Here is a 14,261-nt window from a genome sequence, read left to right as displayed (position 1 = left end):
GAGCCGGTGCCGTTCACCACGGCAATGGATCAGGTGAGTCCGATTCCCATGCTTCGGCATCCGGGACGCTTGCGGCGGTGACCGACCCGGATACAGCGCTGCGGCGACCAGCGGGTGCAGGCGGTCGAGGTCGAATCCCGCTGCGGCACAGGCGACACGCCAGTCACCTGCACGACGCCGGTCGGACGCGGCCTCGATCAGGACGGCGGCACGGCGAACTCGCGCACGCGACGTGGGGGCATAGACTGCTCACCCATGTCCGGCCATCCCGCATTCGCGCATCTCGTCCAGTCCTTGATCGCCGCGGTGGGCCGATCCACCTTCGACCGCGGCGTGCGCTACGCCGAGCAGGGCGCGGTCGTCGACTGCGGATTCGACGAGGACAATCTCGTCGGTCTCGGACGCATCTCCGGCACACGAATGTACGAGACTGTCGTTCAGCTCCACCCCGGACCGCGGGGACTCGAGTTCGAGTACGGCGAGTGTTCGTGCCCGGTCGGCTACGACTGCAAGCACACCGTGGCGCTTCTACTCACACTGCTCACCCCGCAGGAGGACATGCCTTCTCCCACTCCCTCGTGGGAGGCACCGTTCGAAGCGATGTTCGAGGACCACGACACCGGCAGCGGAACGCCGCTCGCACTGCAACTGGCGTTGACACAACGCGCCCACACTCCTGCACCGGCACTCACCGCACGGGTGCTGCGACCCGGCCGCACCGGGTGGGTGTCCGGCAACATCTCGTGGCAGAACCTGGCCTACACCTACGACGTGAACAAGCAGCATCAGCAGTTGCTGCTCGAATTCGCAGCGCTGGTACACGCCTCGACACGGAGTTACTACACTTCCGCCCAGACCACCCTCGATCTGTCGGCGGTGTCGCCGCGACTGTGGTCGCTGCTCGACGATGCCCACCGCCTCGGGATCGAGCTGCGCTACGCGAAGAAGAAGCACGGTGCGGTGCCGCCGCCAGGCACCGCCGATGTGCATGTCGACGTCGCAGATGTGGGTGACGGCCTGACCGTCACCCCAGCCCTGCACATCGGCGACGATTCGACCGGGACCGCCGTCGCGTTCATCGGCACCCCCGCCCACGGCGTCGTCTACCTCCCTTCAGGGGATCACGACGGCGGCGCGCCGGCAGATCTACCGTTCCGTCTCGCGCAGCTCCGCAACCCCGTTGCCGCCGGCATGCAGCAACTGCTGCAGAGCAGCGGTGCGCTCACCGTGCCGGCAGATCAGGTGCCGCGCTTCGCCACCACCTACTACCCGCGCCTGCAACGAGCAGCGACCGTCACCTCCGCCGACGGCTCGTTCACAGCCCCGAGCGTCAGCGGGCCGACGCTCGTGCTGCACGTGACGTTCCATCCTCAGCATCGCGCCGATCTGCACTGGCAGTTCGTCTACACAGTCGGTGACGGCGAGTACACGGCCGAGCTGTACGAACGTCTCGGCGACACCGTCCGCGACCGCGACGCAGAGGACGCACTGCTCGCCGAGATCTGGCCGGTCGTCGCTCCGTTCGGCCTCGACAACTCCGTCGATGGGCGCCTGCTCTCGCATCTCACCTTCGCAGCACTCGATACGGCACGCCTGGTGTCCGAGCTGCTGCCCCTACTGTCCGACCGCGACGACGTGCACGTGCGCGTCGACGGCACTCCCGCCGACTACCGTGACGTCGGCGACAGTCTGCGCATCGGACTGTCCACCGAGGCCACCGCCGACACCGACTGGTTCGACCTGAACATCACCATCGAGATCGAGGGTGAGACGATCCCGTTCTCCGAGGTGTTCACGGCGCTCAGTGAAGGCGCCTCGTATCTGATGCTGCCCGACGGTGCTTACCTGTCGCTGGACAAACCCGAATTGCAGCAGCTGCGCCGACTCGTCGACGAAGCCCGCGCGCTGCACGAAAACGACGATCCGGATCGATTGCAGCTGAGCCGATTCCAGGCCGGCATCTGGGAGGAATTGGCGGCACTCGGTGTCGTCGAGAAACAGGCCGCGGCCTGGAAGAAACAGGTGCAGGGACTTCTCGATGTGAAGGCGACAGCGAAGACCCGCGTACCGAAGGCATTACACGCAACACTGCGGCCGTACCAGCTCGACGGATTCCGGTGGTTGACGTTCCTGTGGACGCACGGACTCGGCGGAATCCTCGCCGACGACATGGGCCTCGGCAAGACCCTGCAGTCGCTTGCACTGATCTGCCACGCTCGCGCGAAGCGACCCGCGGATGCTCCGGTACTCATCGTCGCGCCGACCTCGGTGGTTCCGAACTGGGCCACCGAAGCCCGGCGGTTCGCACCGGACCTGAACGTCGTGGCGATCACCGAGACATCCGCCAAACGCGGTGTGTCGCTGGGTGATCTGCTCGACGGGATCGACGTCGTCGTCACGTCGTACACGCTGCTGCGCCTGGATATCGACGAGTACCTCGACCGGGACTGGTCGATGCTGCTGCTCGACGAAGCGCAGTTCGTCAAGAACCACCGGGCGAAGGCGTATCAGTGCGTGCGGCAGATCGAGGCACCGCTGAAGGTCGCGATCACCGGAACTCCGATGGAGAACAATCTGATGGAGTTGTGGTCGCTGCTGTCGATCACGGCGCCCGGCCTGTTCCCTCATCCGACGAAGTTTCAGGACTACTATCGCAAACCCATCGAAAGCGGCAGCCACCCCGAACTGCTGGTGCAGTTGCGGCAGCGCATCAAACCGCTGATGTTGCGTCGCACGAAGGAACAGGTCGCCACCGACCTGCCGGAGAAACAGGAGCAGGTGCTCGAGGTGGAGCTCGCACCGAAACACCGTGCCCTCTACGACCGGCAGTTGCAGCGGGAGAGGCAGAAGATTCTCGGGCTCGTCGACGACCTCGACAGCAACCGCTTCACGATCCTGCGGTCGCTGACCTTGCTGCGGCAGATGAGTCTCGATCCGGCGCTGGTCGACGACGCGCACGGCACAGTCGGCTCCGCGAAGATCGATGCGCTGCTCGAACAGCTCGACGACGTGATCGCCGGCGGGCACCGGGCCTTGGTGTTCAGCCAGTTCACCGGGTTCTTCGACCGGGTCCGGACACGGCTCGACGCTGCCGGAATCGACTACCTGTATCTGGACGGCAAGACCCGCAAACGCGGAAAAGTGCTCGAGGACTTCAAGTCCGGGGTGGCGCCGGTGTTTCTCATCAGCCTCAAGGCCGGCGGGTTCGGCCTGAATCTGGTGGAAGCGGACTACTGTTTCCTGCTCGACCCGTGGTGGAACCCCGCGACCGAAGCGCAGGCCGTCGACCGTACCCACCGCATCGGGCAGACCCGCAACGTCATGGTGTACCGGCTGATCGCCCGCGACACCATCGAAGCGAAGGTGCGGGCGCTGCAATTACGCAAGGCGGAGCTGTTCTCGTCCGTCGTCGACGACGGAGAGATGTTCTCGTCGGCATTGACCGCCGACGACATCCGCGCCCTGCTGGCGTAGCTACGGTGCGTGGTCCTGGTAATGCCTGCTACCACAACCACGCACCGACGCCTCAGCGCAGGTTCACACCAAGCAGCGCGTCGACCGCGTCGGCGAACAGACCCGGCGCCGATGCGTCGTCTCCCCCGCGCTCGACGGCGAAGGTCGCCCACCCGTCGAGGGCATCGAGGGCCTTCGGGGTGTCGAGGTCGTCGGCGAGGTGCTGGCGCAGGCGCGCGACCGTGTCCTCGGCGGAGGCGGCCGACGGCAGCGCCGCCGCCTGCTTCCACAAGGCCAGTCGCGCCTCGGCGGCGGCGAGGACCTCGGACGTCCACGGACGGTCGACGCGGTAGTGCCCCGACAACAGCCCGAGCCGGATGGCGGCGGGGTCGACGCCCTCACCGCGCAGCTTGGAGACGAACACCAGATTGCCGCGCGACTTCGACATCTTCTCGCCGTCGAGGCCGATCATGCCGGTGTGCACGTAGTGCCGAGCGAAACGCCGGTCGCCGGTAACGGCTTCGGCGTGCGCGGCGGAATACTCGTGGTGCGGGAAGATCAGGTCGCTGCCGCCACCCTGCACGTCGAAGCCGGAGCCGATGCGGTTGAGGGCGATGGCCGCGCACTCGATGTGCCAGCCGGGGCGTCCGGCACCGAAGGGCGACGGCCAGGCCGGTTCGCCGGGACGCTCCGCGCGCCACAGCAGGGCGTCGAGCGGGTCGCGCTTGCCGGGGCGCTCCGGGTCGCCGCCGCGCTCGGCGAAGAACCGCATCATCGTGTCGTGGTCGTAGCCGGACTCGTAACCGAACTGCTCGGTGGCGTCGGTCCGGAAGTAGACATCCGGGTACTCGGCGTCGTCGACGATGTAGGCGGCACCGGAAGCAACGAGCTTCTCGACGAGTTCGACGACCTCGTTCACCGATTCGACGGCACCGATGTAGTCGCGCGGCGGCAGCACGCGCAGCGCCTCCATGTCCTCGCGGAACAGGGCCGTCTCGCGCATACCGAGGACGACCCAGTCCTCACCGTCGCGCTCGGCGCGTTCGAACAGCGGATCGTCGACGTCGGTGACGTTCTGCACGTAGTGGACGTCGTGGCCGGCGTCGCGCCAGATGCGGTTGACCAGATCGAAGGTCAGGTAGGTGGCGGCGTGGCCGAGGTGCGTGGCGTCGTAGGGGGTGATGCCGCACACGTACATCGTCGCGGTGTCGCCCGAGGTGACCGGACGCACCGCTCGGTCCGCGGTGTCGAACAACCGCAACGGAGGCCCCTGACCGGGGACGGACGGGATCGCGACGTCGGACCAAGATTGCATGACTACGAGCCTAATGGAGTCGCGGGAGTGCTCCGCGCGGGCACCCGGGCGTGCGGCAGGCGAACGGCCGCGGCCTCAGAAGGCGGGCCAGGGAATACGCCGGTCGCCGCGCGGATGCGGCATCACGGGACGCTCGAGCAAGCGGGAGATCCTGCGTTGCAGGGCGCGCACCTCGATGGCGGTGATGTGCTCGCACAGCTCCTCGGCGAAGCCGCCGTCGAACCGCCGCAGCAGCTTGTCGAGGTCGGCGAGGAGGACCGGGTCGACCGGGTCGCCGCTCCACCCCCACAGCACGGTGCGCAGCTTGTCGTCCTGGTGCAGGCAGATGCCGTGATCGACGCCGTAGACGTGTCCGTCGAGACCTTCGAGGACGTGGCCTCCCTTGCGGTCGGCGTTGTTGAGGACGACGTCGAGCACCGCCATGCGCTGCAGGCGCGGATCGTCGGCGTGGACGAGCACCACCTCGGCGCCGTCCAGATCGCGGGCACGCAGGATCGGCAGCCACCCCTGCGCAACCGCACCGGCCGGGCACAGGTCCACCAAATCCAGGCGTTCCGTTCCGCCCTGCGCAGAGTCGACCGTGTCGATCCAGCGCTGCACCATGCCGGGACCGTACGGGCCGTCGCGCAGCACGGTGAGCGGGATGACGTCCCAGCCGAGTGCCTCGGAGATCAGGTACGAGGCGACCTCGCGTCCGGCGAGGGTGCCGTCGGGGAAGTCCCACAACGGCCGCTCCCCGCGGACGGGTTTGTAGACGCACCGCACCTCGGTGTCGCCGAGCTGCGCGTCGCACACGAGGGTCGCGTTGCTTGCGTGTGCGATCTGCCCGACGACGTCGAGGTCGCCATCGGTCAGCACACTCCGCACGTTCGGCACCATCACGCGGTCAGCTTTCTTCCTCGCCGAACCACGCGGCCGGATCGAATCCGGGGGTACGCAGGTAACCGTTGGTGCGGACGCAGATGTGCCCGTCGGCGCCGATCGGTTCGCCGCACAGCGGGCAGGGCGCGCGCCCGGCCGAGACGACGAGTTCGGAGCGAGCCGCGAACTCGCGGGCCTGCACCGGAGTGAGGAATACCCGCACCGCGTCGGGACCTTCCTCGGTGTCGTCGAGCACCACGGACTCGTCGAGTTCGGTGTCGGTGACCGCGAGCAGCTCCACCACCACCGATCCGGCGTCGGCGTCCCAGCCCAGACCCATGGTGCCGACCCGGAACTCGGCCTCGATCGGTGTCACCAACGGGCTGACGTCGACCTCGGGGTCGTCGGGGATCACGGTGCCGAAGCGGCGCTGTACCTCTTCGAGCAACAGCCCCATCCGGTCGGCCAGGATCTGCACCTGCTGCTTCTCCAGAAGCACGCTCACCACACGGGACTCGTGCACGGCCTGCAGGTAGAACACCCGGTCGCCCGGTTCACCGACAGTGCCGGCGATGAACCGATCAGGTGTTCGAAACACGTGTATCGCGCGGGCCATCACACCTCCTCGAGTCCCCACACTCTGCCATGACGGACACTGCCATTATCCGCGTGCCGTCTCCTGTCGGTGCCCCTGCGGTGGGTCGCCGGGTTCCTCGACCGCGCCGGGCACTTCGCCGCCGGGCACGGACTTGGGTTCGGACGGCCCGGCAAGCCCGGACAGGTCCGAACCGGTGTCGTTCACGCGCAGCACGAACGGCCGGGTGTCGGTGTAGCGGACGACGCTGAGCGACGCCGGCTCGGCGACGATCCGCTGGAAGCTGTCGAGATGCGTCGCGAGCGCGTCGGCGAGGATCGACTTGATGACGTCGCCGTGGCTGCACGCGATCCACACGACGTCCTTGCCGTGCGCCTCGCGCAGACGCCGGTCGTGTTCGCGGATCGCAGCGACCGCGCGGGACTGCACCTGCGCGAGTCCTTCACCGTCCGGGAAGACCGCTGCGGAGGCGTGCTGCTGCACGACCGCCCACTGCGGTTCCTTGACCAGTTCCTTAAGTTCGCGTCCGGTCCACTGCCCGTAGTCGACCTCGGCGAGTCGCTCATCGACGACCGGTTCGAGTCCACGATCGGTCGCCAGCGGCTGCACTGTCTGCCGGCACCGCAGCAGCGGCGACCGCACGATCTCGGTGATCTCGAGCCCGGCCAACCGGGTGACGAGATTCTTCGCCTGGACGTGGCCGACCTCGTCGAGTTCGACACCGAGGGAACGACCGGCCAACACGTGCGAGGTGTTCGCCGTCGACCGTCCGTGCCGCAGCAGGATGACCGTCATGCGCCCAGCCTAGAGGTACCGACTGTCGGCAGCCTCTCAGGTGGCGGAGACCACGCCGGTGGCGAGCAGTCCGAGCACGATCACGCCGAGGATCACGCGGTAGCCGACGAACCAGTACATCGAGTGGTTGACGACGAAGCGCAGCAACCAGGCGATCGCAGCGTAGCCGACCGCGAAGGCGATCACGGTCGCGACGAGCAGCTGCGCCCCCGAGGCATTGAGCCCCTCCCCGGCCGGTTCGAAGGCGTCCGGCAGGCTGAACAGACCGGAGGCGACGACGGCGGGGATGGCGAGCAGGAACGAGTATCGGGCGGCAGCCTCGCGGGTGAGCCCGAGGAACAGACCGGCGGAGATGGTGCCGCCGGAGCGGGACACGCCGGGGATCAGGGCCAGCGCCTGCGCCGAACCCATGATCAGCCCGTCCTTGAGGGTGAGCTGACTCACGTCGCGCCGCTGTTTGCCGAAGTACTCGGCAGCTGCGATGACGATCGAAAACACGATGAGCATGGTGGCAACGAGCCACAGATTGCGGGCGACGGTGCGGATGTCGTCCTTGAACAGCACGCCGAGGATGCCGATCGGGATGGTGCCGAGGATGACGTACCAGCCCATCTTGTAATCGTGGTCGGAGCGGTGCTCCTTGTGGAACAGGCCGCGGAACCAGGCCCGCAGGATCCGCCAGATGTCCCCGGCGAAGAACACCAGAACGGCGGCCTCGGTGCCCAGCTGGGTGACTGCCGTGAAGGACGCGCCGGCGTCCTCTCCGAAGAAGATCTCCGAGACGATCCGCAGGTGGCCGGACGAGGAGATCGGCAGGAACTCCGTGAGGCCCTGCACGATGCCGAGGACGATCGTCTGCAGCCAGGTCATCGATTCGCCGATCATGCGGCGACCCCCGGCACGAAGGCTGCGGTGGGGACGGATCGGTGGTCGCGGATGCAGGGAGCAGTTCTCACTCGGCGAAGGGTACGTGGAACCCGACCGGTCGGCGCGCCGGACGCTGCCGCGCGCCTGTTGCGCATTAGGGTGCAGTACCAGGGTCGTGGCCGAGCGCGGCGACGTCCCGTCGTGTCGGGAGGAAACGCGGACGGTTATGGAATACAGGACAGTCGGTGCGAGCGGCCTGCGGGTTTCACGGCTCGGCCTGGGCACCTTGACGTGGGGTCGTGGAACGGACGGCGACGAGGCCGCAGCCCAGTTGTCGGCCTTCGTCGATGTGGGCGGCACGCTCGTCGACACCTCCCCCGCCTACGGGGACGGGGTCGCGCAACGGATCCTCGCCGAACTGCTCGACGACGTGGTGCCCCGCGACCAGCTGGTGCTGTCGGGCAGCTCCGGCATCGACACCACCACACTCGGTTCCGGCCGCGTGGACTGCTCCCGCTCGGGCCTGCTCAACCAGCTCGACGCGACCCTGCGTGAACTCGGCACCGACCACCTCGACGTGTGGCAGGTTGCGACGTGGGATCCGCACACCCCCGTCGACGAGGTGATGGACGCCCTCGAGTTCGCCGTCACCAGCGGGCGCGTGCGATACGTCGGGGTGCGCGGCTATCTCGGCTGGCAGCTCGCGACCGCCGCGGCCGCGGCCGCGGCCCGGCGCCCGGCGCCGCTGATCAGCACGCAGGTCGAGTACTCCCTGCTCGCCCGCGGCGTCGAGGACGAGTTGATCCCCGCCGCGGCCCACCACGGCGTGGGTGTGTTCGCGGCCGTGCCGCTCGCCGGCGGTGTTCTCACCGGTAAGTACCGGTCGGGGGTGCCGGCGGATTCGCGCGGCGCCGACGATGTGCACACGGAGGAAGTGCGCCGTTATCTCACCGAATCCGCGGTGCGCGTGGTCGACGCGGTCGCCACGGCCGCCGACGGGCTGGGCACCTCCCCGCTGGCCGTCGCGCTGGCGTGGGTGCGCGACCGGCCGCACGTGGCCTCGACGCTCGTGGGTGCCCGGGATCTCGCGCAACTGACCGGAGTGCTGGTCGCGGAGGAGTTGGCGTTGCCGCCGGCGATCGCCGCGGCGCTCGACGACGTGAGCGCGTGATCTCCGCGACACCGCCCGCACCCTGCCCTTATCCGGAAGGTTAGGCTAGCCTGCCGAGTACATTCGATACAGGCAATGTGAGGGGAGGTCGGTCGATGGCCACGACCGAAGTCGTCGGATTCGCCGAACGGATCCGGCTCGAGACCCAGCAGGCGCACAGTGACACCGAGAACTCGGTGTTCGTCTCGGAACTGCTCGGCGGCAAGCTGTCGACCGAGGCCCACGCCGCGCTCATCGCGCAGACCTGGTTCGTCTACGACAGCCTCGAGCGGATCGGCCGCAGCTACGCCGACGACCCGATCGCCGGTCCCTTCCTCAGCGACGAACTGCTCCGCACCGCCGCGCTCGAAGCCGACCTCGACTTCCTCGTCGGCTCCGACTGGCGCGACCGCATCACGCCGCTGCCCGCAACGGTCGCCTACGTCGACCGGCTCGTGCAGGTCGCGGCGGTGTCCCCGGAAGCCTTCCTCGCGCATCACTATCTGCGTTATCTCGGCGACCTGTCCGGCGGCCAGATCATCCGCCGCATGCTCGAACGCGCCTACGGCTACGAGCGCGACGGGTTGCGCTTCTACATCTTCGGCGGGATCCCGAAGACCAAGCCGTTCAAGGACGCCTACCGCGCGAAGCTCGACGCCGCACCGCTCGACGGCGACCAGCAACAGACCGTCATCGACGAGGCGAACCTCGTGTACGGGCTCAACGGTGCCCTGTTCGCCGACCTCGCGCGCGATATCGACCGGTATCGGGTGCGTGCCTGACCGATGTTCCGTTCCCTCCTCCGCCTCCCGGTCGCGCTGATCGCAGTGCTGGGTGTCCTCCTCGTCGCCGCATGCAGCGCCCCCACCACCGACGGCACGACCGTCACCGACGTCGCGACCGGTCCGCGCACCGCCGTCGTCGATGCCGAACCCGAGCCGATCACCACCGACCCGGCACCCGCGCTGCCGGCCACGGTGCGCGGCGTGGACGGCGTCGAGACCACGATCACCGACATCTCCCGGATCGTGGTGGCCGACCGCTCCGGCACCCTGGCGCAGACCGTGTACGCCCTCGGACTCGGCGACAAGCTCGTCGGCCGCTCCACCGCGTCCTTCCCCGCGATCCAGGACGTCCCCAACGTCACCCCCGGCGGGCACGGTCTCAACGCCGAGGCGATCCTTGCGCTGAACCCGACCGTCGTGCTCACCGACACCTCCATCGGTCCACTGGCGGTGCAGGAACAGATCCGCGCGACCGGCGTGCCCGTGGTGTTCGTCGACCCGGAACGCTCCCTCGACACCGTCGCCGACGACATCGAGGCGGTCGCGGCCGCGCTCGGCGTCCCCGAGGCCGGTGCCGCGCTCGCGCAGCGCACGCTCGACGAGATCGCCGCGGCGAAGGACTCGATCCCCGCCGACCATCCCGAACCCACCGTCGCATTCCTCTATCTGCGCGGTTCGGCAATCAAGATGCTCGGCGGCCCCGGATCGGGGGCCGATGCGCTCGTCGCAGCCGCCGGTGGTCGCGACGCCGGCATCCTCGCCGGCCTGGACTCACAGTTCGTGCCCATCACCAGCGAGGCGATGATCGCCTCGGCGCCCGACATCATCCTGGTGATGACGCACAGCCTCGACTCGGTGGGCGGACCGGACGGGCTCGCGCAGCTCCCGGGCGTCGCGCAGACCCCGGCCGGGAAGACGGGCACCATCGTGGACATGGACGATTCGACCCTGCTCAGCTTCGGCCCACAGACCGGCAAGGTCCTGGCCGCCCTGGTGGAGGCGTTCTACCCGCCGGACCGGTCGTGATCACCGGATGTCCGTGAGCGAAGAAGTCACCGAGGCCACCGGCCTGCCCGAACGGGCACTGCGGAAGGCCGGACGGGGACGCACCACCGTCGTCCTCGTCGGTCTCGTCGTCACCCTGCTCGCCCTGGCCGTCGCGTCGGCGTGCCTCGGACAGGTGCCCACGAGCCCGGCCGAGGTGGTCGGCAGTCTGCTGCACCGCATCGGGCTGAACCTCGGCCCGATGCCCGCCCATCCCGCCGGGGAAGTGACCTTGTGGGAGGTGCGCTTCCCGCGCGTGGTGCTCGCGATGCTCGTCGGTGCCGCCCTCGGCTGTTCCGGGGCGCTGTTGCAGGGCATCTTCGCCAATCCCCTCGCCGAACCCGGCGTGATCGGTGTGTCCTCCGGCGCCGCCGTCGGCGCGTCCGCGGTGATCGTGCTCGGCGGCGCATTCACCACCGGCTGGGCGCTGGCCGGCGCCGCACTCGTCTCCGGTCTGATCACCACCGTGCTGGTCTACGCGCTGTCCCGATCGAACGGACGCACGGAAGTCGTCACGGTGATCCTCACCGGCGTCGCCGTCAACGCCGTCGCCGGCGGGCTCATCGCGTTCTTCACCTTCGTCGCCAGCCCCGCCGCCCGCGACCAGATCGTGTTCTGGCAGCTCGGCAGTCTCGGCGGAGCCACCTGGGACATCGTCGCGGTGGTCGCGCCGCTGACCCTGGCCGGTGTGCTCGTCGCGGTCCTGCTCGCCCCGAAACTCGACCTGCTGGCGCTCGGCGAGAGCGTCGCCCGGCATCTGGGTGTGGACGTCGAACGCGTCCGGCAGCTGTCGATCCTGGCGGTCGCCGTGCTGGTCAGCGGCGCCACCGCCTTCACCGGCATCATCATGTTCGTCGGCCTGGTCGTGCCGCACCTGATGCGCCTGGCTCTCGGCCCCGCCCACCGGGTGCTCGTCGTGGCGAGTGTGCTCGCCGGCGCGGTCGTCCTGCTCGCCGCCGACCTGGGGGCGCGCACCCTGGTCGAGAACGCCGACCTGCCGCTCGGCATGATCACCGCCCTCATCGGCGGCCCGGTCTTCTTCCTGATGCTGCGCCGCACCCGCGCGAAGCAGGGCGGATGGGCATGAGGCTGCTCCCCCGCTCCCTCGGAACCCCGGACGCGGCCGTCCCGGCCCGCTCGGCGCCCGGCACCGCGACGATGCGCGCGGTGGCTGTGCGACTGCGGCGCGGAGAGCGGGAGATCCTGCACGGCATCGACTTCGAGGTGCGCACCGGCGAGGTCGTCGCGCTCGTCGGCCCCAACGGAGCGGGTAAGTCCACCCTGCTCGCGGCGTTGTCCGGCGACCATCCGATCAGCGGTGGCACCGTCGAGGTCGAGGGCCGTCCCCTCGAACGGTGGTCGTCGATCGCGCTCGCTCGCCGTCGGGCGGTGCTGCCGCAGCAGCACACCGTCGGATTCCCGTTCACTGCCCGGCAGGTCGTGCGGATGGGACGGGCCGCGTGGGCGCGCACCCCGCGGCAGGACGACGACGATCGCATCGTCGCCGAGGCGTTCGGGACCTGCGACGTCGCCCATCTCGCCGACCGGCCGTTCCCCGCGCTGTCCGGCGGCGAACGCGCCCGGGTGGCGCTCGCACGGGTGCTGGCCCAGGACACCGAGACGCTGCTGCTCGACGAACCCACCGCGGCACTGGACCTCGGCCACCAGGAGGCGGTCATGCAAGTCGTGCGGGCCCGCGCCGACGACGGGCACGCCGTGGTCGTCGTGCTGCACGATCTCGGGTTGGCCGCCGCCTACGCCGACCGCGTCTGCGTGCTCGAACAGGGACGCATCGTCGCCGACGGCGCACCCGGCGACGTCCTCACCGAAGAGCTCCTCGGCCGCGTCTACCAGTACCCCGTGGCGATCGGCCGCCACCCCGAGACCGGCACCCCGCTCGTGTTGCCGCGACGTCCGAACCGCGACCGGTCCGCCTCGGCGCAGACCTGAGCAGCAGATCACATCCGGCCCGTCGGACGACCCACTGATTTCTTCCCCGCGACCGGCATCAGGAACACTGAAGGTCGGCGCGCCGGGCGCCGGAGCACGTCCGGCAGGTGCGAATCGAATCCGAGGACGAGGAGCAACGATGGGCAGAGCGGGGATCCGAGCGGTCACGATGGTGGGCGCGATCGCGATGGTCGTGCTGGCCGGCTGCTCGTCGGAGAGCACCCCGGACGTGCTACAGACCATCGAACCCGCCACTCCTGCGGCCGCCCCCGAGGTCGGCCCGTCCCCTGCCGGCGACGTCCGTCCGCTCGACCTGCAGGTCGATGCGCTGGTCGTCGAACCGTCCACGGGTACCTTCGCCGCGCTCGTCGACGACGGAGCACGGGTCGCGTTGTTCGACGACACGGCGTTCGACGGTCCCGGGACGGAACCGCGCCTGGTGGGCCTGCCGTCGTCCGCCGCCACCGTCGTGACCGGCCCCGAGGGCAGTGTGCTCGCGCCCGTGTCCGGGGCCGTGCTGCGCATCGACGTCGCCGACGGCACCATCACCGAGGTCCCGGTCGACGGCAATGCCACGTCGGCGGCCGTGCTGTCCGACGGCCGCTGGGCCGTGGGCACCGACAACGGCCGCGTGCTCGTCGTCGACCCCGAATCCGGCGAGGTGGCCACCACCGTCGGTGGCCTCGCCTCCGTCGACGCCCTCGCCGTCACCGGTGACGCCGTCGCGGCGCTCGACCGCCGGCAGACCTCCCTCACCGAGCTCGACCTCGCCGACGCCCATCTCGGGCCCGCGCTGCGTGCCGGCGAAGGTGCGACGCAGCTGACCACCGACCCCTTCGGACGCGTCGTGATCACCGACACCACCGGCGACGAACTGCTCGTCTACACCCTCGACGCGATCGTCCTGCGGCAGCGTTATCCCGTCGGGCCCGCCCCGTACGCTGTGACCTACGACGAGACGCGGGACCTGATCTGGGTGACTCTGACGGGCAGCAACGAGGTCGTGGGCTACGATCTTTCGACCGGGATCCCGCGAGAACGCCACCGCTTCGCAACGGTGCGGCAACCGAATTCGATCGCCGTCGATCCGGCCGATGCGGCACTGGTGATCGCGTCGGCAACCGGTGACGGACTGCAACGGATCCCGATCGAAGGACAGTGATGGCGAACGAGCGACTCGGCCGGTTGACCCGGATGCCTGTCGGTTGGGACACCAGCAACGACGAATACGAATACGTGCCGCTCAAGCTGCCCCGGGACGTGTCCCGGGTGAGCGCGTCGATGCGTCTGGCGATCTCCGCCGAATTCCACGGCTGGGAACTCACCCGGGTGCGCCTGTATCCGGACGGGAGCCGGCGGGTGCTGCTGCGCCGCCGCAAGACCGCCCATCACGTCCCCGAACCCACCGTTGGTTGATAACAGATCCCGGACCGTCGTGGACCGGGC

Annotated in this window: 13 protein-coding genes; 8 read left to right on the top strand and 5 right to left on the bottom strand. The window is 69.2% G+C overall.

Annotated elements, in window-relative coordinates; genetic code table 11:
• Positions 1–255: 255 nt before the first annotated feature.
• Positions 256–3,474: a DEAD/DEAH box helicase gene (locus KXC42_RS11360; RefSeq protein WP_219130346.1), complete on the top strand. Its 3,219-nt coding sequence runs from the start codon at positions 256–258 to the stop codon at positions 3,472–3,474.
• Positions 3,475–3,526: 52 nt separating this feature from the next.
• Here KXC42_RS11360 and mshC read toward each other — a convergent pair whose 3' ends face one another.
• From mshC to KXC42_RS11335, 5 genes are all read right to left on the bottom strand, one after another.
• The gene (gene mshC, locus KXC42_RS11355; RefSeq protein WP_006551968.1) at positions 3,527–4,768 is read right to left on the bottom strand and encodes a cysteine--1-D-myo-inosityl 2-amino-2-deoxy-alpha-D-glucopyranoside ligase; all 1,242 of its coding nucleotides are present in this window, start codon (positions 4,766–4,768) and stop codon (positions 3,527–3,529) included.
• 75 nt (positions 4,769–4,843) lie between these two features.
• Positions 4,844–5,647, bottom strand: coding sequence for an SCO1664 family protein (locus KXC42_RS11350; RefSeq protein WP_219130468.1), 804 nt, complete (start codon positions 5,645–5,647; stop codon positions 4,844–4,846).
• A 7-nt stretch (positions 5,648–5,654) separates the two neighbouring features.
• Positions 5,655–6,245 carry a DUF3090 domain-containing protein gene (locus KXC42_RS11345; protein WP_006551966.1) on the bottom strand — a complete coding sequence of 197 codons (591 nt, stop codon included), beginning with the start codon at positions 6,243–6,245 and terminating at the stop codon, positions 5,655–5,657.
• Between the two features lie 45 nt (positions 6,246–6,290).
• Entirely contained in the window at positions 6,291–7,019 is a 729-nt protein-coding gene (locus KXC42_RS11340; protein WP_064851877.1) for a histidine phosphatase family protein, read from the bottom strand.
• Positions 7,020–7,055: 36 nt separating this feature from the next.
• On the bottom strand, positions 7,056–7,901 hold the full coding sequence (locus tag KXC42_RS11335; protein ID WP_174556291.1) for an undecaprenyl-diphosphate phosphatase: 846 nt from the start codon (positions 7,899–7,901) through the stop codon (positions 7,056–7,058).
• A 211-nt stretch (positions 7,902–8,112) separates the two neighbouring features.
• On the opposite strand from KXC42_RS11335, the gene KXC42_RS11330 reads away from it, so the two are divergent.
• The 7 genes from KXC42_RS11330 to KXC42_RS11300 all read left to right on the top strand — a co-directional run bounded on the left by KXC42_RS11330 (position 8,113) and on the right by KXC42_RS11300 (position 14,231).
• A complete protein-coding gene (locus tag KXC42_RS11330; protein WP_071934923.1) occupies positions 8,113–9,057 on the top strand; it encodes an aldo/keto reductase in 945 nt (314 codons plus the stop codon).
• A 95-nt stretch (positions 9,058–9,152) separates the two neighbouring features.
• Positions 9,153–9,818, top strand: coding sequence for a heme oxygenase (biliverdin-producing) (locus KXC42_RS11325; RefSeq protein ID WP_219130345.1), 666 nt, complete (start codon positions 9,153–9,155; stop codon positions 9,816–9,818).
• A 3-nt stretch (positions 9,819–9,821) separates the two neighbouring features.
• Complete coding sequence (locus KXC42_RS11320; RefSeq protein ID WP_071934922.1) at positions 9,822–10,847, top strand: hemin ABC transporter substrate-binding protein; 1,026 nt, start codon at positions 9,822–9,824, stop codon at positions 10,845–10,847.
• Positions 10,848–10,854: 7 nt separating this feature from the next.
• Entirely contained in the window at positions 10,855–11,952 is a 1,098-nt protein-coding gene (locus KXC42_RS11315) for an iron ABC transporter permease (protein WP_219130344.1), read from the top strand.
• A complete protein-coding gene (locus tag KXC42_RS11310) occupies positions 11,943–12,815 on the top strand; it encodes a heme ABC transporter ATP-binding protein (protein ID WP_071934920.1) in 873 nt (290 codons plus the stop codon). Before KXC42_RS11315 ends, KXC42_RS11310 begins: the two co-directional genes overlap by 10 nt.
• A gap of 139 nt (positions 12,816–12,954) precedes the next feature.
• Positions 12,955–13,977, top strand: coding sequence for a hypothetical protein (locus tag KXC42_RS11305; protein WP_024100855.1), 1,023 nt, complete (start codon positions 12,955–12,957; stop codon positions 13,975–13,977).
• Positions 13,977–14,231 carry a DUF5703 family protein gene (locus KXC42_RS11300; protein ID WP_006551956.1) on the top strand — a complete coding sequence of 85 codons (255 nt, stop codon included), beginning with the start codon at positions 13,977–13,979 and terminating at the stop codon, positions 14,229–14,231. Before KXC42_RS11305 ends, KXC42_RS11300 begins: the two co-directional genes overlap by 1 nt.
• Positions 14,232–14,261: the final 30 nt, after the last annotated feature.

This window comes from Rhodococcus sp. LW-XY12 (assembly GCF_019317345.1).
Classification (GTDB): Bacteria; Actinomycetota; Actinomycetes; order Mycobacteriales; family Mycobacteriaceae; genus Rhodococcus; species Rhodococcus pyridinivorans.
Note: the sequence above shows the minus strand (reverse complement) of the source record. Positions and strands in the feature narration are given on the sequence as shown.

Coding starts and splice junctions, on each gene's coding strand:
- KXC42_RS11360 (WP_219130346.1), top strand. CDS start 256: ATGTCCGGCCATCCCGCATTCGCGCATCTCGTCCAGTCCTTGATCGCC.
- mshC (WP_006551968.1), bottom strand. CDS start 4,768: ATGCAATCTTGGTCCGACGTCGCGATCCCGTCCGTCCCCGGTCAGGGG.
- KXC42_RS11350 (WP_219130468.1), bottom strand. CDS start 5,647: ATGGTGCCGAACGTGCGGAGTGTGCTGACCGATGGCGACCTCGACGTC.
- KXC42_RS11345 (WP_006551966.1), bottom strand. CDS start 6,245: ATGGCCCGCGCGATACACGTGTTTCGAACACCTGATCGGTTCATCGCC.
- KXC42_RS11340 (WP_064851877.1), bottom strand. CDS start 7,019: ATGACGGTCATCCTGCTGCGGCACGGACGGTCGACGGCGAACACCTCG.
- KXC42_RS11330 (WP_071934923.1), top strand. CDS start 8,113: ATGGAATACAGGACAGTCGGTGCGAGCGGCCTGCGGGTTTCACGGCTC.
- KXC42_RS11325 (WP_219130345.1), top strand. CDS start 9,153: ATGGCCACGACCGAAGTCGTCGGATTCGCCGAACGGATCCGGCTCGAG.
- KXC42_RS11320 (WP_071934922.1), top strand. CDS start 9,822: ATGTTCCGTTCCCTCCTCCGCCTCCCGGTCGCGCTGATCGCAGTGCTG.
- KXC42_RS11315 (WP_219130344.1), top strand. CDS start 10,855: ATGTCCGTGAGCGAAGAAGTCACCGAGGCCACCGGCCTGCCCGAACGG.
- KXC42_RS11310 (WP_071934920.1), top strand. CDS start 11,943: ATGGGCATGAGGCTGCTCCCCCGCTCCCTCGGAACCCCGGACGCGGCC.
- KXC42_RS11305 (WP_024100855.1), top strand. CDS start 12,955: ATGGGCAGAGCGGGGATCCGAGCGGTCACGATGGTGGGCGCGATCGCG.
- KXC42_RS11300 (WP_006551956.1), top strand. CDS start 13,977: ATGGCGAACGAGCGACTCGGCCGGTTGACCCGGATGCCTGTCGGTTGG.